The 25,648-nt window shown below is 72.5% G+C and carries 26 protein-coding genes; 9 read left to right on the top strand and 17 right to left on the bottom strand.

Annotated elements, in window-relative coordinates; genetic code table 11:
* Positions 1-73 precede the first annotated feature (73 nt).
* The 5 genes from NE235_RS34805 to NE235_RS34785 form a co-directional block, all read right to left on the bottom strand.
* A complete protein-coding gene (locus tag NE235_RS34805; protein ID WP_252810722.1) occupies positions 74-1,030 on the bottom strand; it encodes a cation diffusion facilitator family transporter in 957 nt (318 codons plus the stop codon).
* Between the two features lie 34 nt (positions 1,031-1,064).
* Positions 1,065-2,213 carry an SIS domain-containing protein gene (locus tag NE235_RS34800; RefSeq protein ID WP_252810720.1) on the bottom strand — a complete coding sequence of 383 codons (1,149 nt, stop codon included), beginning with the start codon at positions 2,211-2,213 and terminating at the stop codon, positions 1,065-1,067.
* 1 nt (position 2,214) lies between these two features.
* Complete coding sequence (locus NE235_RS34795) at positions 2,215-2,388, bottom strand: Trm112 family protein (protein WP_252810718.1); 174 nt, start codon at positions 2,386-2,388, stop codon at positions 2,215-2,217.
* Positions 2,385-3,740 (bottom strand): phosphomannomutase/phosphoglucomutase, encoded by a 1,356-nt coding sequence (locus NE235_RS34790; protein WP_252810736.1) that lies wholly within the window; start codon positions 3,738-3,740, stop codon positions 2,385-2,387. Before NE235_RS34790 ends, NE235_RS34795 begins: the two co-directional genes overlap by 4 nt.
* Before the next feature lie 61 nt (positions 3,741-3,801).
* Entirely contained in the window at positions 3,802-4,182 is a 381-nt protein-coding gene (locus NE235_RS34785) for a DUF3499 domain-containing protein (RefSeq protein WP_252785348.1), read from the bottom strand.
* Between the two features lie 191 nt (positions 4,183-4,373).
* On the opposite strand from NE235_RS34785, the gene NE235_RS34780 reads away from it, so the two are divergent.
* On the top strand, positions 4,374-4,760 hold the full coding sequence (locus NE235_RS34780; RefSeq protein WP_252810735.1) for a metallopeptidase family protein: 387 nt from the start codon (positions 4,374-4,376) through the stop codon (positions 4,758-4,760).
* Positions 4,761-4,968: 208 nt separating this feature from the next.
* Here the strand turns inward: NE235_RS34780 and NE235_RS34775 are convergent, their stop codons facing one another.
* Both NE235_RS34775 and NE235_RS34770 read right to left on the bottom strand, forming a co-directional pair.
* Positions 4,969-5,232: a WhiB family transcriptional regulator gene (locus tag NE235_RS34775; protein ID WP_252810716.1), complete on the bottom strand. Its 264-nt coding sequence runs from the start codon at positions 5,230-5,232 to the stop codon at positions 4,969-4,971.
* Positions 5,233-5,454: 222 nt separating this feature from the next.
* Positions 5,455-6,288, bottom strand: a complete 834-nt coding sequence (locus NE235_RS34770; protein ID WP_252810714.1) for a hypothetical protein — start codon at positions 6,286-6,288, stop codon at positions 5,455-5,457.
* Between the two features lie 99 nt (positions 6,289-6,387).
* Here NE235_RS34770 and cofD point away from each other — a divergent pair, with 99 nt between their 5' ends.
* Together cofD and NE235_RS34760 are read left to right on the top strand one after the other, a co-directional pair.
* Positions 6,388-7,329 carry a 2-phospho-L-lactate transferase gene (gene cofD / locus NE235_RS34765; protein ID WP_252810712.1) on the top strand — a complete coding sequence of 314 codons (942 nt, stop codon included), beginning with the start codon at positions 6,388-6,390 and terminating at the stop codon, positions 7,327-7,329.
* Positions 7,326-8,594, top strand: a complete 1,269-nt coding sequence (locus tag NE235_RS34760; protein WP_252810710.1) for a coenzyme F420-0:L-glutamate ligase — start codon at positions 7,326-7,328, stop codon at positions 8,592-8,594. The genes cofD and NE235_RS34760 overlap by 4 nt, the downstream gene beginning before the upstream one ends.
* Before the next feature lie 89 nt (positions 8,595-8,683).
* Here the strand turns inward: NE235_RS34760 and NE235_RS34755 are convergent, their stop codons facing one another.
* On the bottom strand, positions 8,684-9,076 hold the full coding sequence (locus tag NE235_RS34755; protein ID WP_252810708.1) for a YybH family protein: 393 nt from the start codon (positions 9,074-9,076) through the stop codon (positions 8,684-8,686).
* A 60-nt stretch (positions 9,077-9,136) separates the two neighbouring features.
* On the opposite strand from NE235_RS34755, the gene NE235_RS34750 reads away from it, so the two are divergent.
* The gene (locus NE235_RS34750) at positions 9,137-9,511 is read left to right on the top strand and encodes a winged helix-turn-helix transcriptional regulator (protein WP_252810706.1); all 375 of its coding nucleotides are present in this window, start codon (positions 9,137-9,139) and stop codon (positions 9,509-9,511) included.
* Positions 9,512-9,564: 53 nt separating this feature from the next.
* On the opposite strand, the gene NE235_RS34745 is transcribed toward NE235_RS34750, so the two are convergent.
* Positions 9,565-10,542 carry a substrate-binding domain-containing protein gene (locus NE235_RS34745; RefSeq protein WP_252810704.1) on the bottom strand — a complete coding sequence of 326 codons (978 nt, stop codon included), beginning with the start codon at positions 10,540-10,542 and terminating at the stop codon, positions 9,565-9,567.
* Between the two features lie 246 nt (positions 10,543-10,788).
* On the opposite strand from NE235_RS34745, the gene NE235_RS34740 reads away from it, so the two are divergent.
* Positions 10,789-11,163, top strand: coding sequence for a hypothetical protein (locus NE235_RS34740; RefSeq protein ID WP_252810702.1), 375 nt, complete (start codon positions 10,789-10,791; stop codon positions 11,161-11,163).
* 73 nt (positions 11,164-11,236) lie between these two features.
* On the opposite strand, the gene NE235_RS34735 is transcribed toward NE235_RS34740, so the two are convergent.
* From NE235_RS34735 to NE235_RS34715, 5 genes are all read right to left on the bottom strand, one after another.
* The gene (locus tag NE235_RS34735; RefSeq protein WP_252810700.1) at positions 11,237-13,789 is read right to left on the bottom strand and encodes a bifunctional FO biosynthesis protein CofGH; all 2,553 of its coding nucleotides are present in this window, start codon (positions 13,787-13,789) and stop codon (positions 11,237-11,239) included.
* 53 nt (positions 13,790-13,842) lie between these two features.
* Positions 13,843-14,748 carry a DNA-3-methyladenine glycosylase family protein gene (locus NE235_RS34730; RefSeq protein WP_252810698.1) on the bottom strand — a complete coding sequence of 302 codons (906 nt, stop codon included), beginning with the start codon at positions 14,746-14,748 and terminating at the stop codon, positions 13,843-13,845.
* A gap of 9 nt (positions 14,749-14,757) precedes the next feature.
* Positions 14,758-15,810 carry a mannose-1-phosphate guanylyltransferase gene (locus NE235_RS34725; protein WP_289849651.1) on the bottom strand — a complete coding sequence of 351 codons (1,053 nt, stop codon included), beginning with the start codon at positions 15,808-15,810 and terminating at the stop codon, positions 14,758-14,760.
* A gap of 50 nt (positions 15,811-15,860) precedes the next feature.
* A complete protein-coding gene (locus tag NE235_RS38505; RefSeq protein ID WP_252810696.1) occupies positions 15,861-16,985 on the bottom strand; it encodes a glycosyltransferase family 4 protein in 1,125 nt (374 codons plus the stop codon).
* A gap of 94 nt (positions 16,986-17,079) precedes the next feature.
* Positions 17,080-17,787 carry a class I SAM-dependent methyltransferase gene (locus NE235_RS34715; RefSeq protein ID WP_252810694.1) on the bottom strand — a complete coding sequence of 236 codons (708 nt, stop codon included), beginning with the start codon at positions 17,785-17,787 and terminating at the stop codon, positions 17,080-17,082.
* Positions 17,788-17,883: 96 nt separating this feature from the next.
* On the opposite strand from NE235_RS34715, the gene NE235_RS34710 reads away from it, so the two are divergent.
* Complete coding sequence (locus NE235_RS34710; RefSeq protein ID WP_252810693.1) at positions 17,884-18,819, top strand: lysylphosphatidylglycerol synthase transmembrane domain-containing protein; 936 nt, start codon at positions 17,884-17,886, stop codon at positions 18,817-18,819.
* 91 nt (positions 18,820-18,910) lie between these two features.
* Positions 18,911-19,249 carry a thioredoxin gene (trxA, locus tag NE235_RS34705; protein WP_252810691.1) on the top strand — a complete coding sequence of 113 codons (339 nt, stop codon included), beginning with the start codon at positions 18,911-18,913 and terminating at the stop codon, positions 19,247-19,249.
* Between the two features lie 9 nt (positions 19,250-19,258).
* On the opposite strand, the gene NE235_RS34700 is transcribed toward trxA, so the two are convergent.
* From NE235_RS34700 to NE235_RS34690, 3 genes are read right to left on the bottom strand one after another with little or no spacing between them, the layout of a single operon-like run.
* On the bottom strand, positions 19,259-20,404 hold the full coding sequence (locus tag NE235_RS34700; RefSeq protein ID WP_252810689.1) for a glycosyltransferase family 4 protein: 1,146 nt from the start codon (positions 20,402-20,404) through the stop codon (positions 19,259-19,261).
* Entirely contained in the window at positions 20,401-21,297 is an 897-nt protein-coding gene (locus NE235_RS34695) for a glycosyltransferase family 2 protein (protein ID WP_252810687.1), read from the bottom strand. Before NE235_RS34695 ends, NE235_RS34700 begins: the two co-directional genes overlap by 4 nt.
* 54 nt (positions 21,298-21,351) lie before the next feature.
* Positions 21,352-23,394 carry a hypothetical protein gene (locus NE235_RS34690; protein ID WP_252810685.1) on the bottom strand — a complete coding sequence of 681 codons (2,043 nt, stop codon included), beginning with the start codon at positions 23,392-23,394 and terminating at the stop codon, positions 21,352-21,354.
* A gap of 61 nt (positions 23,395-23,455) precedes the next feature.
* Between NE235_RS34690 and NE235_RS34685 the strand changes: the two genes are divergently transcribed.
* Both NE235_RS34685 and NE235_RS34680 read left to right on the top strand, forming a co-directional pair.
* Entirely contained in the window at positions 23,456-24,178 is a 723-nt protein-coding gene (locus NE235_RS34685) for a TIGR03089 family protein (RefSeq protein WP_252810683.1), read from the top strand.
* 42 nt (positions 24,179-24,220) lie between these two features.
* Positions 24,221-25,645, top strand: coding sequence for an LCP family protein (locus NE235_RS34680; RefSeq protein ID WP_252810681.1), 1,425 nt, complete (start codon positions 24,221-24,223; stop codon positions 25,643-25,645).
* Positions 25,646-25,648 lie beyond the last annotated feature (3 nt).

Below are 25,648 nucleotides of genomic sequence, written 5' to 3'. Positions count from 1 at the left end.
CGTCGGCATGCGGGAGCGGGCCACGATGCTCGGCGGGCGGATCGGGCCCGTCGGAGCGGCTACCGCGCCGGTGTCAGGCCGAGCGACCGGACTTCGAGGGCTGCTGGCCCGAGGAGAGGGCGGAGCGGTCCAGGTCGGGTTCGAGGTAGATGTGACGGGCCATCGGGACGGCGGCACGTATGCGCTTCTCGGCCGCGTCGATCGCCTTGGCGACCTCGGCGGCGGTGTCGTCATGGGTGACCGCGATCTTGGCGGCGACGAGCAGCTCCTCCGGGCCGACGTGCAGAGTCCGGATGTGGATGACCCGGTCGACCTGCTCGACGGACCCCAGCTCGGCCAGAATGCGCTTCTCCACCTCCGTGGACGCCGCCTCGCCGATGAGCATGCTCTTCGTCTCGGTGGCCAGCACGATCGCCACGAACGCCAGCAGCACGCCGATGGCCATCGAGCCGACGCCGTCCCAGACGCCGTTCCCGGTGACGACCGCGAGCGCGACGCAGACGAGGGCGATGACCAGGCCGATCAGGGCCGCGAAGTCCTCCAGGAGCACGACCGGCAGCTCGGGCGCCTTGGCGCGGCGGATGTAGGACACCCAGCTCTGCCCGCCCCGGGTCCGGCTCGCCTCCTTGATCGCCGTACGGAACGAGTAGCCCTCGAGGAGGATCGCGAAGATCAGCACGCCGAACGCCCAGACCGGGTCCTCGACGTCGTGCGGATCGGTGACCTTGTGCCAGCCCTCGTACAGCGAGAACAGCGCGCCGACGGTGAACAGCACGACCGCGACGATGAAGGCGTAGAAGTAGCGCTCGCTGCCGTAGCCGAACGGGTGCTCACGGTCCCTGGCCCGCTTGGACCGCTTGCTGCCGAGCAGCAGGAGACCCTGGTTGCCCGAGTCGGCGATCGAGTGCACCCCCTCGGCCATCATCGACGCCGATCCGGTGAACGCGAACGCCACGAACTTCGCAACCGCGATACCGAGGTTCGCCCCGAGTGCCGCAATGATCGCCTTGGTACCGCCTTCAGCACTCACGGTCGCTCCCACTCCGTCGCGCGGCCGGTGTTACTCACGGGGTCCTCTCTTCGGGTTCCCGGATGGTCGCCGACGGGTCGACGCCGACGGCCAGGGCCAGGTAGACGCTGATGTAGTCGATGTGCGCGATGAGCCCGGCGAGCCGCTCCAGGGGATGGGTTCCCCTGGTCGTCAGCTCCACCACGGGTACGGCACGGTCGCGGGCGAACTCGGCGGCGATCTCCCGCCGCCTGGTCACCTGCGGATGCTCCTCCACGTCGTGAAGGAGCACGAGGGACAGCCGGGTCGGCTCCGGTTCGTCGACCCGGTCGCGGAAGAAGTCCTCCTCCGCGGACCCGCCGGATCCGCCGGATCCGGCGCCGAACGGGCCGTCGAACAGCGCCGCCTGGTCGTGCCAGGCGGCCGGCAGCTCACCGTGGACGGCCGGGCAGGCGGCGTCGGCCGCGAGCCGGCTCGCGAACCGGTGGGCGGCCGCCCCGGTCATCGGTGACGTACCCCAGATGACGGGCACCGACCCGGCGAGCTCCAGGGCGACCTGCTTGGCGGGGTTGACGAACGACTCGCTCGCCGGGCGGCACTGGTGGCTCACGTCCTCCAGCACCCCGGCCGTGCGTTCGAGCACCTCCGCGGTGACGTCGGTCAGCCCGAGGGCGCGGGCGGCCAGCAGCAGCGGAACGGTCAGGCCCCACAGCATCGCCCGCTCCGGCCCGGCCGCCCGTACGGGCACGAACGGCATTCCCGCCTGGACGGCGATGTCCGCCAGCGGGGATCCGGCGGCGCCGACGCACAGCAGGCGGCAGCCCCGGCGCACGGCCTCGACGGCCGCCGTCAGGGTCTCCTCGGTGCCGCCCGGCCCGGACACGGCGATGACCAGGTCGGCGGCGCCGGCCCAGCCGGGAAGCCGGTGACCGCGCACCGTCGTGATCGGCACCCGGCAACCCTCGCCGCAGACGGCCGCCAGCATCTCCCCGGCGAAGCCGGAGCCGCTGGTGCCGACCACCACGATGGCACGGGGCCGGCCGCCCTGCGCGATGCGTTCGACGCCCGCCTCGGCGGTGTACAGCCGGGCCTCGCGGACCTGCGCCGCGGCCGACGCGACGCACCGCAGCAGGTCTGCGGGATCGGCGGCGGCCAGCGCCTCGGCGTCGTCGAGGCGGCCGGGGTCGACCTCGACCGGGCTCATCTCAGGCCGGGGTCCGCGCCTGGTCCACCAGGAGGACCGGGATGTCGTCGCGCACCGGGTAGGCGTACTTGCACGTGCCGGTGCAGACGAGCTCGTCGGCCGCCTCGTCGGCCTTCAGCTCCCCCCGGCAGTTGGGGCAGGCCAGGATGTCAAGCAGCCAGGAGTCGATCTTCAACTTTCTTCCTTTCGGACGACCGCGAGCACTTCGTCGCGCACCGCGGCCATGGTTTCTGGATCGGCCGCCTCGGCGTTGAGGCGGAGGAGGGGTTCGGTGTTGGAGGGCCGCAGGTTGAACCACCAGTCGGCGTGCCCGACCGTGAGGCCGTCGAGTTCGTCCAGGGTAACGCCGGGCCGGCCGGCGAACTCCGCGCGCACCCGCGCGGTCGCGGCCGCCTGGTCGGCGACCTCGGAGTTGATCTCACCGGACGCGGTGTACAGGCTGTAGGCGGCGAGGAGCGCGGACAGCGGGCGCTCCTGCCCGCCGAGCGCGGCCAGGACGTGCAGCGCGGCGAGCATGCCGGAGTCGGCGAACCAGAAGTCGCGGAAGTAGTAGTGGGCGGAGTGCTCGCCGCCGAAGACGGCGCCGGTCTCGGCCATCGTCTGCTTGATGAACGAGTGGCCGACGCGGGTGCGGACGGGCTCACCGCCGTGCTCCCTGATGATCTCCGGGACGGCCCGCGAGGTGATCAGGTTGTGCACGATCCGCGCGCCGGGGTGCCGGGCCAGCTCGCGCACGGCGACCAGGGCGGTGATCGCCGACGGGGTGACCGGCTCGCCGCGCTCGTCGACGACGAAGCAGCGGTCGGCGTCGCCGTCGAAGGCCAGCCCGAGGTCGGCGCCGTGCTCGCGGACCGCCGCCTGCAGGTCGCGAAGGTTCTCCGGCTCGATCGGGTTGGCCTCGTGGTTCGGGAACGTGCCGTCGAGCTCGAAGTAGAGCGGGACCGGCTCGATCGGCAGGCCCGCGAACACGCTCGGCACCGTGTGCCCGGCCATGCCGTTGCCGGCGTCCACGACGACCTTGAGCGGGCGGATGCCCGACAGGTCGACGAGGGACCGCAGGTGCGCGGCGTACCCCGGGAGCACGTCCAGCCGGCGGACCGTGCCGGCCGGGCCGTCATGGGCGGGAACGCCCTCCTCGACGAGCCGGCGGATCTCGGTGAGCCCGGTGTCCCGGCCGATCGGCCGGGCGCCCGCCCGGCAGAGCTTGATCCCGTTGTACCGGGCCGGGTTGTGGCTCGCGGTGAACATCGCGCCGGGCAGGCCGAGGCTGCCGCTGGCGTAGTAGAGCAGGTCGGTCGAGCCGAGACCCGCCTCCGTCACGTCGGCGCCCTGAGCGATGGCGCCCCGCGCGAACGCCGCGGACAGCGGCCCCGACGAGGCGCGCATGTCATGGGCGGTGACGATCGCCGTGGCGCCGGTGACGCGCACGAACGCGGCGCCGGTCGCCTCCGCTATCCGTTCGTCGAACTCATCGGGGACGATCCCCCGGACGTCGTACGCCTTGAAGATCCTGGCCAGGTCGCCCACGCGCGCCCCCCTGCTCACGGCCCGGTCGTCGCTTTGCGGTCATGAGCCTACCGGGAGCGGATCAGGGCTTGCGGGGCGTGTCGGAGCGGAGCGGGGTGTCCGAGCGGAGGACCCGAAGATGGCCGCGGCGGCCGACCTCGATGCCCTGCCCGACCGGCTCCTCCCGCGGCGTGGCCGGTTTGGCGGCCTCACGGACGGCGTTGGCCAGGGCCTCGAGGTCGTCGCTGGTCGGCTCGGACTCTTCGGCGGGGAGGCGGACGAGCTCCCAGCCGACGGGGGCGGTCAGGCGCTCGGCGTGCTCGGCGCAGAGGTCATAGCAGTGCGGCTCGACGTACGCTGCCAGCGGGCCCAGAACAGCGGTCGAGTCGGCGTAGACGTACGTGAGCGTGTAGACAGCAGACTGCTTGCACGCGGTGCGGGAGCAGATGCGGACGGGGCTCACGACGGGAACGTATCTCCTCCTGCCGCTCCCGCGCCACTATCCTCACTTCGTGTCGCCGTATTTCCGGCGCGCGACCGCATAACGGATCTTTGTGCGGGAGGGCGGTCAGGCGAGGTCCGGACTATGCTCAAGGAGTGCGATCCCGGGTGACACGCTCCAGCACACGCCGCCGCGACCGCCGTGGGCGCGGCATGCGCGGACCGCTCACGCCGCCCGATGCGCCGATCGCCCGGACCCGTGCCGAGCGCTTCGACGATCTGGTCCGTGACGAGGCGCGCCGGCTCGAGCAGCGGTGGAGCCGCGAGTTGACGGGTGTCGAGTTCGCCGTCGAAGAGGTGCCGCCCGTCGAGCCGTGGGCGGATCCCGCCGACCCGGTTCCGCTCGGGCGCCTGCTGCCCGCGGCGGACGGCAGGCCGGCCCGGATCGTGGTGTACCGGCGGCCCGTGGAGGCGCGGGGCGGCGACGACGAGCGCGACCGCGCCCGCCTGGTCCGTGACGTGGTCGTCGAGGAGGTCGCGGATCTGCTCGGCCTCGCTCCGGAGTCCGTCGATCCGACCTACGACTCCCGCGACGACTGAGAGCGTCTCAAGAGCGGCCGTACTCCTGAAAGCGCCTCAGCGCGGCCGTATTCCTGGGAGCCCCTCAGAGCGGCGGGACGCCTGAGAGCGTCTTGAGAGCGGCCGGAGGTGTGCGGTGCCGCCGGGGCCCGCCGGACCGCGTCAGCCGTCCGGCAGGACCCCGGTGGTGAAATGTCACCGCGGGCGTCACACGCCGCGTATGCGGGTTTCAGCCTGCCGCGCGCTTGAGCTTTCGGCGTTCACGTTCGGACAGACCTCCCCAGATCCCGAACCGCTCGTCATGCCCAAGCGCGTATTCCAAGCATTCCGCCCGCACCTCACAGGCACGGCACACTTTCTTGGCTTCACGGGTCGAGCCACCCTTTTCCGGAAAAAAAGCTTCCGGGTCGGTTTGCGCGCACAGCGCGCGCTCCTGCCAGCCCAACTCTTCGCCGTCTGCACCGTGCGCCAGCGGGATGAGCACTTCGCTCACAGACGCACCTCCTCGCCCCGTGGAGTCCCCCCCTGGTCACCTTCCCCGACACAGTCCCCCGGGAAGGCAGAACTACACCCATGAAATTACACGCGTGTATGACCAGGGACGTCAAGCCGAATGGGCACGGCGCGGTGTGTCACGACCGAAAATCGTGCTGACCTGCGGAGACGATCAGTGACTCCACAGAATCCCGCGGTTATGCGTTCCTACCGTCGCCGACTACTCCGGAGGCCGGTAGGGGTCGGCGGAAGACGACTGATCCGACTCCCCCGACCCCGACGAGGTCTCCTTCGGCACCGGCAGGTCCGTGCTGCCGTAGGCACGCGTCCACTCACCCTCGCCCTGCCCGGCCGGCTGCGCGGGCGGCGCCGGCTGGGCGGGCTGGGCGGGTCGCTGCTGATAGTAGGCCGACGGGTCGTACCCCTGCTGGGGATATGGCGACTGTTGACCGTACGGTTGCTGCACCTGGGGCTGCCCATAGGGCTGTCCCGGCTGACCGTAAGGCTGCTGCTGACCGTACGCCGGCCCGTACGGCTGCGCGGGCTGGCCATAACCCTGCTGCGGATACTGCGGCCCGGCGGGCGGAACCGGCTGAAGCGACTGGAAGGTGGAGAACGCGTAGAACGTGGCCACCGCCCCTACGGCGAGTTTTGCGACACCATAGAGAAACATCGCGAATTTCGCGCTGGCCGGAACATCGAGGATGACGCCCGGGCTGTCGCCGCCCGCCGTGAGGCCGCCCAGGATGGCGATCACCTCGACCAGCCCCATCACGCCGAGCAGGATCGCGCCCGCGAGGGCGACGTTGCGGGCCTGGGCCACGGGGGCGCCGCCCAGCCGGGACGCCAGCGCCACCGCGACCACGACCACCCCGATGACGGCCAGGCCCGCGAAGAAGTTGTCGTACGCGACGAAGTTGTAGGCGCGGTAGCTGAAGTCCGTCCCCCTGCCCGTCGATAGGGCGATGAGTCCACTGACGAACTGCAGGGCCACCGAAGCCAGGAGGACCCAGGCGCCGGGTCCCCGTAGCCGCTGCGCGGCGTCGTTGTTCACGCGCTTACTCCCTGTCGGTAATCGGATCCCCGCCAGCTTCGCACACCGGCCCGCGGCCCGTGGGCATCCGCCACTCCCCGAGGTGTCAGACTTGTCCGCATGCGCATCGTGGCATTGGCGGGCGGAATCGGGGGAGCCCGTTTCCTGCGCGGACTACGGCAGGCCGCCCCGGAGGCGGACATCACCGTCATCGGCAACATCGGCGACGACATTTCACTCTTCGGGCTGCGTGTCTGTCCCGATCTGGACACCGTGATGTACACCCTCGGGGGCGGCATCAACGAGGAGCAGGGCTGGGGACGCGCGGACGAGACGTTCACGATCCGCGAGGAGCTCGCGGCGCATGAGATCGGCCCCTCCTGGTTCACCCTCGGCGACCGTGACTTCGCGACGCACATCGTGCGCACGCAGATGCTCGGCGCCGGCTACCCGCTGTCCGCCGTGACCGAGGCGCTCTGCGACCGCTGGAAGCCGGGCGTGCGCCTCCTGCCGATGAGCGACGACCGGGTGGAGACCCACGTCGTGATCGAGGACGAGCAGGGCCGGCGGGCCGTCCACTTCCAGGAGTGGTGGGTGCGCCTGCACGCGCAGGTCCCGGCCCGCTCGATCGTCGCGGTCGGCGCCGAGGACGCCAAGCCGGCGCCCGGCGTCCTCGAGGCGATCGACGCCGCCGACTTCGTGATCCTCCCGCCGTCCAACCCGGTGGTGAGCGTCGGGACGATCCTGTCCGTACCGGGCATCCGCCCGGCTGTCGCGGCCAAGACCGTGGTCGGCGTCTCCCCGATCATCGGCGGCGCGCCCGTACGCGGCATGGCCGACGCCTGCCTCACCGCGATCGGCGTGGAGACCTCCGCCGGCGCCGTGGCCGCGCACTACGGGGCCGAACTGCTGGACGGGTGGCTCGTCGACACGGCGGACGCCGCCCTCGAGGGCGACCTCGGCGGCATCGCCGTCCGCGCCCGGCCGCTGCTGATGACGGACGTGGACGCGGCCGCGGACATCGCCCGCGCCGCCATCGACCTCGCCGGGGAGCTCGCGTGAGATACGAGGTGTTCGGCGTCGGCGGCCTCCCGGAGGTCCGTCAGGGCGACGACGTCGCGGAACTGATCGCCGGGGCGGATCTCCGGGACGGCGACGTGGTCGTCATCACCTCAAAGATCATCAGTAAGGCGGAGGGACGGATCCTGGTCGCCGAGGACCGGGAGAAGGCGATCGACGCCGAGACCGCGCGCGTCGTGGCCCGCCGGGGCGCCACCCGGATCGTGCAGACCCGTCAGGGCCTCGTCCTGGCCGCCGCGGGCGTGGACGCCTCGAACACCGAGCCCGGCACGGTGCTGCTCCTGCCCGAGGACCCGGACGCGTCCGCGCGGCGCGTCCGCGCGCGCCTGCGGGAGCTGACCGGAGTCCGGGTCGGCGTGATCGTCTCGGACACGCTCGGCCGCCCCTGGCGGCTGGGCCTCACCGACGCCGCCATCGGCGCGGCCGGCGTCGCGCCGGTGGACGACCTGCGGGGCCGCGTCGACGCGTACGGCAACCGGCTCGACGCCACGGTCGTCTCGGTCGCCGACGAGATCGCCTCGGCCGCCGAACTCGTGAAGGGCAAGCTCGCCGGCGTCCCGGTCGCGGTCGTCCGCGGCCTGACCGGCCTCGTGACCGACGAGGACGGGCCGGGCGCGCGGGCGCTCGTACGGTCCGCCGACGAGGACATGTTCCGGTACGGCTCGTCGGACGTCCTGACGGCCCGCCGCACGGTCCGGGAGTTCGCGCCGGAGCCGGTCGACCCGGCTGCGGTCCGCCGGGCGGTCGCCGCCGCGATCACCGCGCCCGCCCCCCACCACACGACGCCCTGGCGGTTCGTGCTCGTCGAGGAGCACAAGGACCGGCTGCTCGACGCGATGCGCGACGCCTGGGAGGCCGACCTGCGCGGCGACGGCTTCAGCGAGGAGTCGATCACCCGGCGGCTGCGGCGCGGCGAGGTGCTGCGCCGCGCCCCGTACCTCGTCGTGCCGTGCCTGGTGGCGGACGGCGCGCACGACTACCCGGACCCGCGCCGCTCCCGCGCCGAGCGGGAGATGTTCCTCGTCGCGATGGGCGCGGGGGTGGAGAACCTCCTCGTCGCGCTGGCGGTCGAGGGGCTCGGCTCCTGCTGGGTGTCGAGCACGCTCTTCTGCGCCGACGTCGTGCGCGAGACGCTCGGCCTGCCACCGAACTGGGACCCGATGGGCGCGGTCGGCGTCGGCCACCCCGCCGCTCCCCCGCGCGACCGCCCGCCCCGCGACCCCGACGACTTCATCCTCCGCCGCTGAACCGCAGCGGGCTGCCTCCGGGAGAGCAACCCGCTCACCCCGGTCCGGCCGAGGATCTCCGGCGTTGCAGCGACGGGGATCGTCGGCGCTCACGAGGTCATGCCCTGCCCGGTGCCGAAAGGGTTGTCGATCGCGTAGCGCCAATGACCGTCGGGTCCGCGGCGGGTGACGTCGGTGGCGGTGCCCTCGATGCGCACCCGCCGGCCGCCCGGGTCCGTGCCCTCGATGGTCCAGTCGACGATCAGCAGGGCGAGGTCACCGGTGGTGTAGACGTGCCGGGGAAGGACCCTGATCGGGAGTCCCCGTTCCAGGAACCGGGCGTTGGCGGCATGGATCGCCGAACCGGTCACCGGGCTCCCCGGCTGGGGGATGAAGACCGCTCCGCTCTCGTAGACCTCCGCCACCGCGGCGGCGTCACCGCGGTTGAACCGGTCCGCGAAGACCAGGGGAACGTCCTCGGGGCGATCCGCGAGTCGCATCATGCATCTTCTCCTTGACGAGTGGACTTCACTCGGACGCGGCAGACGTTAGGAGGCGCCGTCATGACTCACCAAACGGTGAGTGAGTCCCACCCGGGACTGCCCGACGACCCACGCGCCGAGGTCGCCGAGCCGACGCCGACCTGCCCGGTGGAGATCACGCTCGCGGCCCTGCGTGGTCGCTGGACGACCCTGGTGCTCCGTGAACTGCTCCGAGGCGAGCGTTCCTACGGCGACCTCCGCCGGGCACTGCCCCGGCTCTCGGACAAGGTGCTGTCCGACCGGTTGGCCCACCTGGTCGAGGCCGGCGTGCTGGAGCGTCATCGTGAAAGCGGTGTGCCGCCCCGGACCCGCTACCGGCTGACCCCGCACGGTGAGCGCCTCGGCCCCGTGTTGCAGGCGCTCTGGGACTGGGGGGCCGAGCGGTCGGCGTCTTGAGCGCCGAGGATGTCCGTCGCCGGAACGACGGACATCCTCGGCGCCGGCGGCTCTCAGCCGCGCATGGCCGACGCCACCTGGTCCGGGGCCGGGGGCGGGAGGATCTTGGGGAGGGTCGCGCGGAGGCCGAGGCGGGTCGCGTCGCGGGCGCCCAGCCGGCCGTCCGGCGTGCGGAAGCCGTACCACTGGAAGGTGTCGGCGGCCTGCCGCGCCCGCAGGGCCCAGCGGAACGCGTCGACGGCCTGGGCGCGCAGCGGGTCGGTGCTCACCGCGACGAACGGGTGGTCGAGCAGGAGGGTGCCCTCTTCGGGGACGATGACCGACGCCGGGTTGGGCCGGTGGGCGTCGTTGTAGGCGACGACCGACTGTTCGGAGGCGGCGACGAGAGGGCGGCGGAGGTCCTTCAGCCCCGCGAAGGAGGCGTAGAGGCGTGCGGGGTCCGGGGCGCGCGGCGCCGTGACGCGGCCGATCGTGGCGCGGGCGGCCAGGACCACCGCGGCGCCGGCGGCGTTGCGCGCCGGGTCGAGGACGCGCACCGCCGCGAGCAGTGGGGCCTTCTCCAGCAGGCGCCAGCCGGCGGGGATCCCGTCGTCCCGCAGCTCGGCGGCGACGGCGCGCGGCGCTGCGATCACCACCGGGGTCGCGGCGAGGGGCGACCCGGAACCGGCCGTCCGCGCTCCGGTCGCGCGGGCGCGGACGAGCCACATCGAGGAGTCGGGGACCCAGGCGTCCACCCCGGACACGTCACCCTTGGCGAGGGAACGGGCGACCGTACCCGGGTCCCGCGCCTCGACCTCGATCCGGGCGCACCGCCCGCCGATCTCGTGGGGCTGCACGTTGAAGCGTGCGGCGAGCGCGGCGAGCGCGGGCGTGATGTCCGGGGCGGCCACCACCCCGACCGGCAGGGTCTCGCCCCGGCAGGCCCGCGGGGGGTCGCGCAGGAGGTACCACCCGGCGGACAGGCCGGCGAGGAGAAGCACCGCACCGGCGGCCAGCAGCCTGATCCGGGGGTCCTTCCTGGTCACGGCCATGATCCGGAGAATAGCGCGCTCGCGTCCGTCCTCTACCAGACTCCCGGCTCGGCCCGCTGCCATCTTGCGGAACTTCAGAGCCTTTTAGGACTCCAGGTCTAATTCAGGTCTCGCAATTGAGTCATTTGGATCTCGCCGTATCCCGGGAGCGCCGACTAGCTTCATTCCCGTCATCCCGCCTGTGACCGAGCGCCGACACAGGGTGCCCGGACCGGCGGTAGAGATGATCGAAAAGGAGACTCCCCCATGAAGAAGCTTCTGGTGGCGGGTGCGGCGGCCGCCGCGCTGACCATCACCGGCCTCGGCACGGCCCCCATCGCCTCGGCCGCCACCTCCTCTCACTCGGACGTGTCGGCCGCGTCCTGCACGTACCGCCTCAAGGCCCGGTACAACGTCAAGATCCGCACGTCCAAGAAGATCAGCGCGACCGCCCTCGGCGTCCTGCCCCGCGGCAAGGTCGTCTGCTCGGACAAGTTCCAGAAGGGCGGCAAGTACAACTTCAAGGGATCCTGCAAGGACAGGAGCGGCTGGAAGAACTACTGGGACCACATCACCTACAAGCCCAAGGGCCACGCCAAGATCGTGGGCTGGGTGCCCAGCACCTGCCTCGCCTGGGCCTGAGCGTCTCGAATCTGTTCCGTGCCTCCGGAGGCCCAGCCGCCTCCGGAGGCACGGTCCTTCTCCGGGGACGGCGTCAGCCGACGACCGGGAGGAAGTGGCCGACGCCATCCGTCCGGCGGGCCGCGGCGCGCCGCTCCTCCGGGACCGGGCCGTACAGCGTCGTCCGCTGCCGCGCCGGGCGCCCGGCCTTCGCGGCGAGCTCCTCCAGCGCCGACATCGTCTTGAACGAGCCGTTCTCCGACCCGGCCATCCGGCTGATCGTCTCCTCCATGAGCGTGCCGCCGAGGTCGTTGACGCCGCCCCGCAGGACCTGCGCGCACAGGTCGTCCTCGAGCTTCACCCACGAGCACTGGATGTTCGGGATCGCCCCGTGCAGCAGGATGCGGGCCAGCGCGTGGACGGCGCGGTTCTCCCGGGCCGTCGGCCCCGTCCGGGCCAGGCCGGCGAGGTAGATCGGCGCGTTGTGGTGCACGAACGGCAGGAGCACGAACTCCGTGAAGCCGCCGGTGCGCTCCTGGATCGAGCGGATCAGCTTGAGGTGCGCGACCCAGTGCGCCGGGGTGTCCACGTGGCCGTACATCATCGTGGACGTCGTCGGCAGGCCGACCTCATGGGCGGTGGTGACCACCTCGACCCACGCCGACGTCGGCAGCTTGCCCTTCGTGAGCACCCAGCGCACGTCGTCGTCGAGGATCTCGGCGGCCGTGCCGGGCAGCGAGTCCACGCCCGCCGCCTTCGCCTCCAGCAGGAAGTCGCGGATCGACAGGTCCGTCCGGGCGGCGCCGTTGACGACCTCCATCGGGCTGAAGGCGTGCATGTGGATCTCCGGCGCCCGCCGCTTCACCTCGCGGGCGAGGTCGAAGTACGCGGTGCCCGGCAGGTCCGGGTGGATGCCGCCCTGCATGCACACCTCGGTCGCCCCGGCCGCCCAGGCCTCATCGACCCGCCGCCCGACCTGCTCGATCGACAGCGTGTACGCGTCGGCGTCCGTACGACGCTGGGCGAACGCGCAGAACCGGCAGCCGGTGTAGCAGACGTTGGTGAAGTTGATGTTGCGGGTGACGACGTAGGTCACGTCGTCACCGACGGCGTCGCGGCGCAGGTCGTCGGCCAGCCGGGCCAGGGCCTCCAGCTCGGGGCCGTCGGCGTGCAGCAGTGCGAGGGCGTCCTCGTCGGACAGGCCGCCCGGGTCGCGCTCGGCGCTCCGCAGCGCCGCCGCGACGTCGGCGTCGAACCGCTCCGCCGGGCGGATCCGGGTGCCCACCTCGGACCAGTCGCCGTACACCTCATCGAAGTCGTCCCGGCGGTCCTTCGTACGGCCCTCGGAGTCGATCGCGACGTGCAGGTCGGTGCGCCCCGCCTCGCCCCAGCTCCCGTCCGGCTCCTGCCAGGGCAGGCCGGCCGGTGTGACGTCCTCGCGGGCCAGGCCGTCCGGGCCCGCCAGCGCGGCGACGTGGGCGGCGAGACGGGGGTCGAGCCAGGACTCGCCGCGCCGGACGTACTCCGGGTAGATCGTGAGGCGCTCCCGCAGCGTGAAGCCGCTGTCGGCGGTACGGGCGGCCAGTTCCTCGATCTGCGGCCACGGCCGCTCGGGGTTGACGTGGTCCGGGGTGAGCGGTGAGACGCCGCCCCAGTCGTCGATGCCCGCCCGCAGCATCAGGGCGTACTCGGCGTCGACCAGGTTCGGCGGGGCCTGCACCCGCGCCTTCGGCCCCAGGACGACGCGCGTCACGGCGATGGTCGCGGCCAGCTCCTCCAGTTCCGCGTCGGGCGTGGCGCGCATCTTGGTGTCCGGCTTGGCGCGGAAGTTCTGGACGATGACCTCCTGGATCCCGCCGTACTCCCGCATCACCTTGCGGATGGCGAAGATCGACTCGGCGCGGTCGCGGACCCTCTCGCCGATGCCGATGAGGATCCCGGTCGTGAACGGCACGTTCGAGCGGCCCGCGTCCTCCAGCACCCGCAGGCGTACGGCCGGGTCCTTGTCCGGGGACCCGAAGTGGGCGCCGCCCTTCTCCTCGAAGAGCCGCCGGGACGTCGTCTCCAGCATCATGCCCATGGACGGCGCGACCGGCCGCAGCCGCTGCAGGTCCCGCCAGCCCAGCACTCCGGGGTTGAGGTGCGGCAGCAGCCCGGTCTCCTCCAGGACGCGGATCGCCATGGCGCGCACGTACGAGAGCGTGTCGTCGTAGCCGTGCGCGTGCAGCCACTCCCCCGCCTGTCTCCAGCGGTCCTCCGGCCGGTCGCCGAGGGTGAACAGCGCCTCCTTGCAACCCAGCGCGGCGCCCTGGCGGGCGATCTCCAGGACCTGGTCGGGGCTGAGATAGGGCGCCTCCAGCCGGCCGGGGACCGTCGCGAACGTGCAGTAGCCGCACCGGTCGCGGCAGAGGCGCGTCAGGGGGATGAAGACCTTGCGGCTGTAGGTGATCACACCGGGCCGGCCGGCGGCCTCCAGGCCCGCGTCGCGGACGCGGGCGGCGTACGTCAGGAGGGTCTCCAGGTCCTCGCCGCGGGCGTGCAGCAGCACCTCGGCCTCGGACACGTCGATCGACTTGCCGTCGCGCACGCGGGCGAGCGCACGGCGGAGGGCGGTGGGCGAGGGTGCCGGGACGATCGGATCACTCATGAGGGCAACATACGCCCGGCCGGTATCCGGTCCTCGCGCTGCCCCCGGACCGGTCAGAAGTGGCGGTAGTCGCGGACCGGCATGCGCGGGCCGCGGCGCGGCGGGGCCGCGCCGGACAGCTCCAGCAGGCGGGTCACGCGGTACCGGTGCCCGGCATAGGGCGCGAGCAGCTCCAGCATGCCCGCGTCGTCGACCTTCCGGCCGCTCAGTGCCCAGCCGACGATGCCGGGGATGTGGTAGTCGCCGACCGAGACCGCGTCGGCGTCGCCGAGGGCCCGCTGGCGGACCTCCGCCGACGTCCACACGCCGATGCCGCTCAGCGAGCGGAGCCGCCGGTCCAGCTCCAGCGTGTCGCCGGACTCCAGCCGGCCCGCCACCCGCGCGGCGCCGATGATCGTACGGGCCCGGACCGCCTCGATGCCCGACTTGTGCCACTCCCAGGACGGGATGGTCACCCAGGTGCGGGGTGGGGGCGGCGCCCACAGGTCCAGCGGGCCGGGCGCGGGCTCGCCGAACCGGCGCACCAGGTAACGCCAGGCCCGCCAGGCCTCCTTGCCGACGACCTTCTGCTCCAGGACCGCCGGGACGAGCGCCTCGAAGACATTACGGGTCCGGCCGACGCGGAAGTGCCGCAGGCGCAGCGCCGCGCGGCGCAGGATCTCATGCTCCGGCCGGAACGACGCCGGGTCGTCGGCCGCGCCCAGGAGATCGGGCACGCCGTCGAGCAGCCACGCCGCGCCGGGCCCCCACGCCTCGGCCTCGATCACGTCGCCGCGGGCGAGCAACCGCAGCGTGCCCGGCCCCTCCGGGGTCGTCGACGCCCGCCACACCGCCCCGTCGGGCGTCACGGCGAAGGCGGGGTCACCGCTGCCCCGGCGGTGCGGCGCCAGCGTCAGGCGCACGTCGACCGGCCAGGGCGGCCGCCACGTCCGGGTCGAGGATGCCTCGCGGGTGAGCATGTCCGGGTCCTACACGTCGGAGGAGAACCGCACGGCCGTCTCCGGCAGCTGCACGCCCGGCCACAGGCGCAGGCCGTCCCGCAGCTCGTTGCCCGGGCCGACCATCGCCCCGTCGCCGATCACGGCGTCCGACACGACCGCGCCCGCGCAGATCCGCGCGCCCCGGCCGAGCACCGACCGCGACACCCGCGCCCCGCGCTCGACGACGGCGCCGTCGAACAGCACGCTGGACTCCACGGTCGCACCCGACTCGACCACGGCCCCCGCGCCGACGGTCGTGCCGCCGGAGACGGCGGCCTCCGGGGCGACCACCGAGCCGTTGAGGAACAGCACGCCACCGCCCGGCCGTACGGCGGGCGACTCCATCCGGCCGAGCACCAGGTCGCAGGAGCCCTGCACGAACGCGGCCGGCGTGCCGACGTCCAGCCAGTACGCGCCCTCGACGTATCCCATGATCGTCTCGCCGGAGGCGAGCAGTTGCGGGAACGTCTCGTACTCCACCGACACGACCCGGCCGGTGGGGATCGCGTCGATCGCCGAGCGGCGGAAGACGTAGCAGCCGGCGTTCACCTGGTTCGTCGGCGGCTTCGGGGACTTCTCGACGAACTCGATGACCTTGCCCTCCGAGGTCGTCGGCACCGCGCCGTAGCGCCGGGCGTCGTCGACCAGGGTCAGGTGCATCGTGACGGCCGCGTCGGACTTCTCGTGCATGGCGACCTGGGACACCAGGTCGTGGCCGGAGAGGATGTCGCCGTTCAGCACGACGACCGGGCTGTCGTCGTCGCAGGTCAGCTCGGCCGCGGCGTTCCGGATGGCGCCGGCCGTGCCCAGCGGCTCGTCCTCGGTGACGTAGACCAGCTCCAGCCCGAACCGCGACCCGTCGCCGAACGCCTCGGTGAACATCGCGGCGCGGTAGGACGTCGCGAACACGACGCGGCGGATGCCCGCCGCGCCGGCCTTGCGCAGCTGGTGCTCCAGCAGCGGCACCCCGGCCGTCGGCAGCAGTGGCTTCGGCGTCGAGATCGTCAGCGGCCGCAGCCGCGTGCCCTTACCGCCGACCAGCAGAATCGCTTCCAGGGCGCCCCTCCCTCATCCGGTACCGGCCAGCCACCTTACTGTTCGACGGCGCGCTGGTACGCCGCCAGATGGGCCTCGGCGGATGCAGCCCAGGTGAATTCTCGGGAACGCGCGTGCGCCGCCTCCGCGAGGCGCCGCCGCCGCTCCGGATCGTCGATCAGCGCCCGCAGCGCCGCCGCGATGTCGTCCACGCCGGGGTCGGTGTAGGCGACGGCGTCGCCGCCCACCTCCGGCAGCGAGGCGCGGTGGGTGGTGAGCACGGTGGCGCCGCAGGCCATCGCCTCCAGCACCGGCAGGCCGAACCCCTCACCCCGGCTGGGCAGGGCCACGGCCAGCGACCCGGCGAAGAAGCCCGGCAGCGACGGCCACGGCAGGTAGCCGGGGCGGATGACCCTCAGGTGGGCGGGGACGTCGGCCAGCGCGGCGTCCAGCTCGTCGTCCCAGCCTCCGCTGCCGGCCAGGATCAGCGCGGGCGGGCCGTCGAGGCCCTCCGCGGCGCGGACCCAGCCGCGGATCAGGTTCGGGACGTTCTTGCGCGGCTCCAGCGCGCCGAGGAACGCGATGTAGGGGCGCCCGTGCAGGCCGAGCCGGTCGGAGACGTGCCGCCGCTCCTCCGCGGTCGGCGGATGGAAGATCGAGTGATCGACACCGTGGTAGGCGACGTCGATCCGGGTCGGATCCGCGCCGAGCAGCCGGACGAGCTCGTCGCGGGTCGCCTTCGACGGGACGATCACCCGCGTCGCGCGCCGCACGGCCGTGCGCGTCGCCGACCGGACGAACGTCGTCCGGACCGGGTTGTGCGCCTCCGGGTCGGTGAAGTAGGCCATGTCGTGCACCGTGACGACGGTCGGCAGGCCCGGGCGCAGCGGGATCGAGTAGTACGGCGCGTGGATGAGGTGCGCGCCGACCTGCTGGGCGACGAGCGGCAGGCCCGACTGCTCCCAGGCCAGGCGCGCCTGGCGGTGCGCGATGGCGGGCGGACCGGCCACGACCCGCGCCTTCGGCGCGAGCTTGGCGTACCGCTCCTCGTCCGACCGCTGGCAGACGACGGCCAGATCGGCATCCGCGCGGTGCAGCGCGCCGATCAGCCCGTCGACGTAGCGGCCGAGCGCCCCGCGGTCGGCGGGTACGGCGGTCGCGTCGACAAGCACACGAGGCACCACGGTGTCTGTCACCCCCTCCGTTCGGTGCCGATGTGGTCGGGATCACTCCCCGATCGGAAGCCTACGCCGATCGATCGCCGACAGGGGGACGTCAGCCCTTCTTGCGCGCCTTGATCAGGATGATGCTGCCGCGGTCGTTCGGGCTGCGCCGGTCGGCCAGCGCCACCAGCGGCGTGAGCGGCGCGGCGGCGTTGAACCCGACCCGGCCGCCGTACGCCGACAGGGAGAGGTAGAGACGCTCGGTCGTCTTGCTGCGGAACTGGTAGGAGTACTCGGCGAGCTCCATGTTCCGCTCGGCCAGCAGGCCGCCGAGGCTCTCATGCGTGTAGGTGTGCTGCACGTGGTACTTCTCGCAGTGCGCCGCGCGAAGTTTGGGCCACTCGCGGGACCGGCTCAGCACGTCGGCGGACATGAAAAGTTCACCGCCCGGCTTGAGGATCCGCGACATCTCGTCCAGGGCCGTGCCGCCGTCGTCGAAGTGCTCGATCGCGCACACCGACAGGACCGCGTCGAAGCTGCCGTCGGCGAACGGCAGCTTGAGGGCGTCGCACTCGATCAGGGCCGGCGGGTGCTTCAGCGTCCGGCCGTAGAGCATCTTGCCGCGCGCCAGGTCGATCGAGACGGCGTACGCGCCGCGCTTGCGGGCCTGCCCGGCCCAGTAGCCGTCGCCGCCCGCCACGTCGAGCACCCGTTTGCCGCGCAGGTCGTCGCCCATCCAGCGCAGGAGGGTCCCGGCCTCACGGAAGCGGCAGACGTGCACCTGGTGGCCGACGAAGGCCTTCGCGTCATTGAGTTTCATCGCGTCCCTACTGTACGGCCCCGGTGGGGCGGGTACCCGCTGATCACCGAGTGTTCATCGGCGCGTACCGACTAGTCTGGCGGGGTGATCTCCCGCTTGCGAGCGAGCCGTCTGGCGCGCGTCGCCCTGGTCGTCGTCGCGCTCGGCTTCTGCGGTTATGGCCTGTTCGCCCGCTGGGACGACACGCGCGACGCGCTGAGCCGGCTGTCCTGGCCGTACGCCGGCGCCGCGCTGCTGGCGGGCGTGCTCGGCCTCGGCGCGTGGATGCTCGCCTGGCGCCGCCTGCTGGCCGGCCTGGGCTCACCGCTGCCGCTGCGGGCCGCGGTGCGGGTCTACTTCGTCTCCCAGCTCGGCAAGTACATCCCCGGCTCGGTGTGGGCGCTGGTCGCCCAGATGGAGCTGGCCAAGGAGCACCGGGTGCCGCGCGACCGCGGCGCGAGCGCCGGCGTCCTGTCGATGGCGACCACGATCGCCACGGGATGCGCGGTCGCCGCGGTGACGCTGCCGCTCACCTCGCCGGACGCCACACGCCGCTACTGGTGGCTGCTGATCCTCGCGCCGGTCTTCCTCGCGATGCTGCACCCGCGGGTGCTGGCGTTCGCGCTGAACCGCGCGCTGCGGCTCGTGAAGCGCCCCCCACTGGCCCGTACCGCCGGGCTCGGCACGATGGCCCGCGCGGTGGCCTGGACCGCGGTGGGGTGGCTGCTGTTCGGCGCGCACACCTGGCTGCTCGTGCGCGCGTCCGGCGGCCACGGCTTCTTCCTCGCCACCGGGGCGTACGCCCTCGCGTTCACGGCGGGGTTCATCATCGTGATCGCCCCCAGCGGGGTGGGCGTGCGGGAGGCCGCGCTCACCGTGACGCTCGGGCCGGTGCTGCCGGCGGCCGGCGCGCCGCTCGTCGTCGCGCTCGCCTCCCGCGTCGTGCTGACCGTCGCCGACCTCGCGTGGGCGGGCGCCGCCGTGCTCCTCGGCACCCGGCACCCGGTCCTCGCCGAGGACGAGGCCGAACCGGTCGGCCGGCCCGTCGACTAGTCTCGGGCGCTCTGGAATATCGCCGGGGCCGCCGGCCTTGAGATGCGTGTTGCCCGACGCCGCCTCCTGCGGCGCACCGGAAGGAGAGATAATGGCTCCCGTGGCCGCCGAACCCATCACCGTGACCGACGCGACGTTCGACCAGGAGGTCCTGGCCAGCGACACGCCCGTGCTGGTGGACTTCTGGGCGTCGTGGTGCGGGCCGTGCCGCATGATCGCGCCGGTCCTGGACGAGATCGCCGCCGAGTACGCCGGCAAGCTCAAGATCGCCAAGCTCGACTACGACGCGAACCCGGCGACCCCGAACACCTACAACGTGCTCGGCCTGCCGACCCTCCTGCTCTTCAAGGGCGGCGAGGTCGTCGCGCAGATCACCGGCGCCAAGCCGAAGCGCGCCCTCCTCAAGGAGATCACGCCGCACATCGGCTGATCGCTCGGACTACGCCGTACGCTCCTCACCATCGGTCCCGCTCGTCACGAGCGGGCCGGTCGTGAGGAGCTGCTCCAGGTAGGCGGACCAGTGCGGCTCGGAGTCGACGGGCCGCACTCCCGCCCGCAGCCGCGCCGGCTCGCCCGGCGCGTAGAACCGGCGCAGCGCGTCGGTGAGCGAGTCGACGTCGCCCGGCTCGCACAGGACACCGTCGACGCCCTCGCGGACGTGGTCGGCGAGCGTGCCGGCGCGGGTGGCGATGACCGGGACGCCGTGCTCATAGGCCATGAAGACGTTCTGCGAGGCCGTCGCGGTGCGGTACGGCAGGACCAGGGCGTCGGCGCGGGCGAACAGCCCGGGGACCTCGGCGGCCGGCACGTATCCGGGCCGCAGCTCCACCCGCTCCTCCAGCCCGAGCGAGGAGATCAGCGCGCGGGTCTCGTCCGTGCCGCCCCAGAACTCCCCCGCCACCGTCAGGGCGACGTCGTCCACCCGCGCGAGCGCGCGCAGCAGCACGTCCAGGCCCTTGTACGGCCGGACGATGCCGAAGAACAGCAGGCGGTTCCAGGGCCCCTCCGGCGCGCCCGGGCGCGCTCCGGCCCCCGGGCCCGGCGTCGGCAGGTGCGCGGGCAGCACGGCCGTGCGGACCGTCGTGCCCGGCGCCAGGTCGCGGGCGAGCTGCGCCTGCTGGGCGGAGTGCACCAGGGCGCCGTCGGCGCCCTTCAGCAGCCGGCGCATGAGCGGCACGTCGTACGGCTTGCGCTCGTGCGGCAGGACGTTATGGCACAGCGCGACGACGCGCGGGCCCCGGCCGTTCCGGCCGCCCAGGCCGAACAGCATGCCGAGGTAGGCCGGGACCTGCACGGGCGAGAGCACCACGAGGATCACGAGGTCCTGGGCGCGCAGGCGGCGGCCGGTGCGCAGCCAGCCGTCGGGGCGGTACCAGGCCAGCGCGTGCCGGGTGCCGGGGAACGGCTCGCCCTCCGGCGTCGCGATCGTCTGCTCGCCCGGGTAGAGGAAGGACGGGTACTGCGCCTTCCACGACTCCAGGGTCACGTCGTGCCCGGCGGCGGCCAGCCGGTGCGCCAGCTCGGTCGTGTGGTGGGCGCCGCCTCCCTTGTACGGGAACGCGGGCCCGATGACGGCGATCCTCACGTGTCTCCCCGCGATCGCACGATCAGGTCGGCCAGCAACGCCATCGACGCGATGATCAGCCCGGTCACGAAGATCAGCACCGTGTTGATCGCGAACCGCAGCGGGTGCAGGACCATGTCGAGGATGCCCTTGGCCACGCCCAGTCCCAGCAGCCACAGCGCGAGTGGCATCAGGACCTTCAGCGGGTTGAAGTACATCACCATCCGCAGCACCTGCAGGATGTACCGGTACGCGTCATGCACGAAGTGGAACTTCGAGCTGCCGGCCCGCTTGAAATAGTCGATCGGGACGTACCGGATGTCGTGCTGGTTCGACATGAACGCCAGGGTGATCGTCGTGACGCAGGAGAAGCCGGGCGGCAGGAGCTTCAGGTAGGGCTCGGCGACGTCCTTGCGGAAGGCACGCATCCCGGAGTTCAGGTCGGGGATCTTCTGCCCGGCGAGCCGCTCGGCCACCTTGCGGATGAACCACTTGGCCGGCACCCGCAGGACCTTGTGGGTGCCCTCCTCGCTGGTGCGGGCGCCCACCACCTGGTCGACGGTGGGGTCCTGGTCGAGGATGTCGACCAGCTCGGGGATCCGCTCGTTCGGGTAGGTCATGTCGGCGTCGGTCCAGACGACGATGTCGCCCCGGGCCTGCTGGGAGCCGATCCGCCGGACGGTGCCCGACCCGCCGTTGCGGTGGAACGGCATGATCCGCATGTTCGGGAACTGCGGGGCCGCCGCCTCGAGCCGGGCGAGGGTCTCATCGGTCGAGCAGTCGTCCACGGCCAGCAACTCGTAGGTGTGCCCGCTGGCGTCCATCGCCTTGCAGATGCGCTCGACCTCGTCGATGACATGGTCCTGCTCGTTGTAACACGGCAGGACGATCGTCACGTGGGGCGTGGTAGTCACGCCCGGCGAGGATAGTCGCCCACTCCGGTGCACGGTTCCAAGCGTACGCAACGTTCACCCTCCGTACACGGGATCGGTCATCCAGACGTTGATCGTCAGGGACCAGGTGCCCCGGGGCGGTGACACCAGGGTGCTCGCGTCGCGGCGGGTGTGGACGTGGAAGACCCGCCGGGCCGTGCCGTACGGCGCCACGTCGATCGAGTCCGCGCCGAGCAGTACCGGGCGGCGGCCCGCCGCGACGACCTTCCCCACCACCCGCCGGACGTCCGCCGCCGGCGGGGTCTTGAACCCGGGGGTGATGCGGACACGGGCCGTGGGCGTGCCGCACATCCCGCGGATGAGCTGGGCGAACCGGTCACCGGTGACGCGTTCGACGAAGAGCACCGAGGCGTTCGGGCCGATCGCCCGGCACATCGCCTGGGCCTGGGACACCTCGCGTTCCTCCGTCCGCACCACGGCCATCGGCGCCGAGGCCCACGCGGTCGGCGCCAGGATCAGCAGCGCGCCGGCGACGGCCGCGCCGATCGCGACGGCGCGGCGGTCCGGGGCGAACCGCCGGACCTGACGCGCCACCCAGGCGACGCCCCACAGCGCGAACAGCAGCAGGCCCGGGATCACCATGCCGATCAGGCGGCGGCTCGCCCAGGGATGGTCGGGGGTGATGCCGGGCCGCCAGAGCGTCGCCACCGTCGTCCAGACGATCAGCCCGTACGGCAGGAGCCAGGCGGTGCGGCGCCGCAGCAGCAGGTCGCGCAGGACCAGCGCGGCGCCGACGGCGGCCAGCAGGACGGCCGGGATCCCGATGTACCACGCGACCCAGTGCAGGCTCAGCTCGGAGTACTGGCGGTTCGGGTCGAGCGGCAGGTTCTGGGACCGCTGCAGGGCGGCGATGAAGGAGGCGTTGACCCGGTCGTCGGGGTTGTTCGGCACCCGGCGCACGGTCTGCAGCATCGGGCGGGCGGCGAAGAACGCCAGCAGCGCGAAGGTCGCCGGGAGCGCCAGGTCCGGCAGCCGGAACCGGGTGAGGTCCGGCAGCCCCCAGCGGCGGATCGCCAGGCCGGCGACGACCGTGGCCGCGACCACGGCCACCGCGATGTACAGGAGCGGGTGCAGCGACGCGCTGAGGTAGTGCAGGTACGGCCGGGACATCACGACGGCCTCGAGCAGTCCCGCGCCGACGCCGGCCGTCAGCCCGGCCGCCAGCGGCAGTCCGGCACGCCGCCGCAGCGCCAGCAGCAATCCCGCGAACGCCACCACCGGCAGCACGTCGCGGATCCCGTCGATCCGCACGAGGATCGTCAGGCCCAGCGCCAGGCCGCCGAGGAGCGCCGGCAGGCGGCGGCCCGAGCGGACCGCGTCGAGCGTCAGGGACACGCCTCCGAACAGGAGGATCAGCGCCCCGGTCTCGCTGTAGATCGACCGGGAGATCATCATCATCGGCCAGGTCAGCCCGAGCGCGAGCGCGGCGACGGGCGCCCAGCGCGGGCCGATCAGCCGGGCGGCCGTGCCCGCGAACGAGATCAGGGCCAGCGCGCCGATCAGCGGCATCATCGCCAGCGTCGCGTACGGGCCGCCGATCCAGGCGCCCGGCGTGACGGTCAGCGGCATGCCGGCCATGAACTGCGGGACCAGCACGCCGCCGCGCTGGTAGAACGCGGGGCTGCCGTACGTCAGCGCGCCGTCTCCGCCGCCGAACGCCCCCCGCGTCTGCGGGATCGGCAGCGAGCCGTGGTGCGCCAGCCAGGTCGCGAAGTTGAAGTACGACGCCGGGTCGCGGCGCACGACGATCTGCTGGGAGCACATCACGAGTTGCAGCGCGCCGAACGCCGCCGCGACGACGACGAGCCAGATCACCGGCCACCGGGGGGATCCGCCCGACCGCCCGGAGGGCCGTACCGCCCGCAGGCCGAACCACAGCGCGAGCGCCGCCACCGGCACGTACAGCGGGATCGCCGCCCACGGGCGGAGGATCCCAGCCATCAGCAGCGGCAGGGCGACCACGAGCCAGGAGGCCAGGAGCAGGGCCGGGGCGGCCGTGACGCGGGCGAGGAGGAGGTCGGCCCGGGACGCCCCGAGTCCTCCGTCGATGTCGTCCATCGAGTCCGGAGAGTAACGGCCGCGGGAGCCTGACGGCCGGGTGGCCGTAATCTTCACTTTCATGTCACATCCCGTTGAGCTCCTGCGCGGGGCCCTGGCCGCCGACCCGTCCCGTCCGCTCGTCACCTTCTACGACGACGCCACCGGCGAACGTGTCGAGCTGTCGGTGAAGACGTTCGACAACTGGGTGGCCAAGACCGCGAACCTCTTGGTCGACGGACTCGGTGCGGTACCGTCCGGACGGGTGGCCCTCGCCCTTCCGGGGCACTGGCAGACCGCCGTCTGGCTGTTCGCATGCTGGTCGGCCGGGCTGACGGCGGTGCCGGTGGGCGACGGCGCCATCCCGGGCGACGCCGACATCGTAGCGGCGGGGCCCGCCCGGCTGTCCGAAGCGGCCGACACGGACGCCGAGGTCGTCGGGCTGTCCCTGCACGCGCTCGGCGCGCCGCTGGCGGACTGCCCGCCGGGTGTGACCGACTATGCGGTGGAGGTGCGGGCGTACGGTGACCGGTTCTCCGGCGGCGTCCTCGATCCGGACGCCCCGGTGGTGGAGTTCGCGGGGCGGGTCCTGACGGGGGCGGAACTCCTCGCGGAGGCCCGCGCGTTGGGCACGCCGGAGGGTGCGCGAGTGCTCACCACTGTGGGCTTCGACACACCTGAAGGTCTCCTGAGAGGTCTGCTCGGACCCTTGACCGCCGACGGATCAGTAATAATCTGCCAAAACCTTGACGAAACAGGTTTGGAGCGCCGGATCTCAGTAGAACATGTGACATCCGTGATCTGACCGGATCGCCCGTTCCACGCCTTTTGCCTAGCCGATGGGGCCATGATCAGCGACTACGACTACCTGGACCAGGACTACCCGTCCGGCCCCCCGCCGAAGCGGGGGATCTGGTGGCGCGTCATCGGCTGGGCGTCCATCGCGATGGCGGTGGTCCTCGTCGGGACGAGCCTGACCGCGTACGCGGCGTACCGCAAGCTCGAAGGCAACATCAAGCACGAGGACGTCACCGCGCAGCTGGGCAAGAAGCGCCCGCCCAAGCTCAACAACGCGCTGAACGTCCTCCTCATCGGCTCGGACCAGCGGAACGGCGCGAACGCCAAGTACGGCAGGGACGTCGGCGAGCGCTCCGACACGATGATCCTGCTGCACCTGTCCCCGGGCGGGAAGAAGGCCATCGGCATCAGCTTCCCCCGGGACTCGATGGTGCCGATCCCCGCCTGCAAGACGAGCAGTGGCCGCACCATCCCGGCGCAGAGCGTCGCCATGATCAACTCGTCGTTCAACAACGGCGGCGCCGCCTGCACGATCCGGACCCTCGAGGCGCTGACGAAGATCCGCATCGACCACTTCGTCAAGGTCGACTTCTCCGGTTTCAAGCGCGTCGTGGACGCCCTCGGCGGCGTCGAGATCTGCCTCCCCAGACGTGTCGCCGACAAGAGCAGCAAGCTGTACCTGTCCGCCGGGCGGCACATCGTCAAAGGTGAGCAGGCGCTGGCCTACGTCCGCACGCGCCACGGCCTGGGCGACGGCTCCGACACGGACCGCATCAAGCGCCAGCAGAAGTTCCTCGGCGCCGTCGTGAAGAAGGCGACGAGCAACGGCACCCTGACCAACCCGTCGAAACTGCTGAGCTTCCTCGACGCCGCGACCAAGTCGGTCACCACCGACAAGGACTTCAGCCTCGACGAGATGAAGAAGGTCGCGGGCAGCGTGCAGGGGATGTCGGCGGGCAAGGTCCAGTTCATCACCGTGCCGTGGGGGGCGTACGCCCCCGACCCCAACCGCATCGCGTGGAAGCAGCCGGACGCGGACAACCTGTTCGCCGCGATCCGCAACGACAACCAGGTGCAGGCCCCCGCCAAGGTCAAGAAGGTCAAGCTCCAGCCCGCGCAGGTCACGGTCAGGGTCCTCAACGGCACGGCCACCCCGGGCCTCGCCGGGCGGGCCGGGGAGCAGCTCAAGGCACGCGGCTACCAGGTCGTCAAGGTCGGCACCCTGACCGGCGCGAAGCCGGCCAAGACCGAGGTGCGCTACGGCACCGGCGCCGACCAGCAGGCCGCGGCCCTGGCCCAGGTCGTCCCGAACGCCAAGCCGGTCGCCGGGCAGGACACCCCGGCCGGCAGCGTGGACCTCGTCCTCGGCCCGGACTGGGAGGGCCTGAAGACCTCACAGTCGACCGACATCCCCTCCTCGAGCGCCGCCGGCGCGGTGAACGCCGCCGCGGACGTCTGCTCCGACAAGTCCTGAGCC

The organism is Actinoallomurus spadix, assembly GCF_024055725.1.
Lineage (GTDB): Bacteria > Actinomycetota > Actinomycetes > Streptosporangiales > Streptosporangiaceae > Actinoallomurus > Actinoallomurus spadix.
The sequence above is the reverse complement of the archived record's forward strand: the minus strand, read 5'-3'. Positions and strand labels throughout refer to the sequence as shown.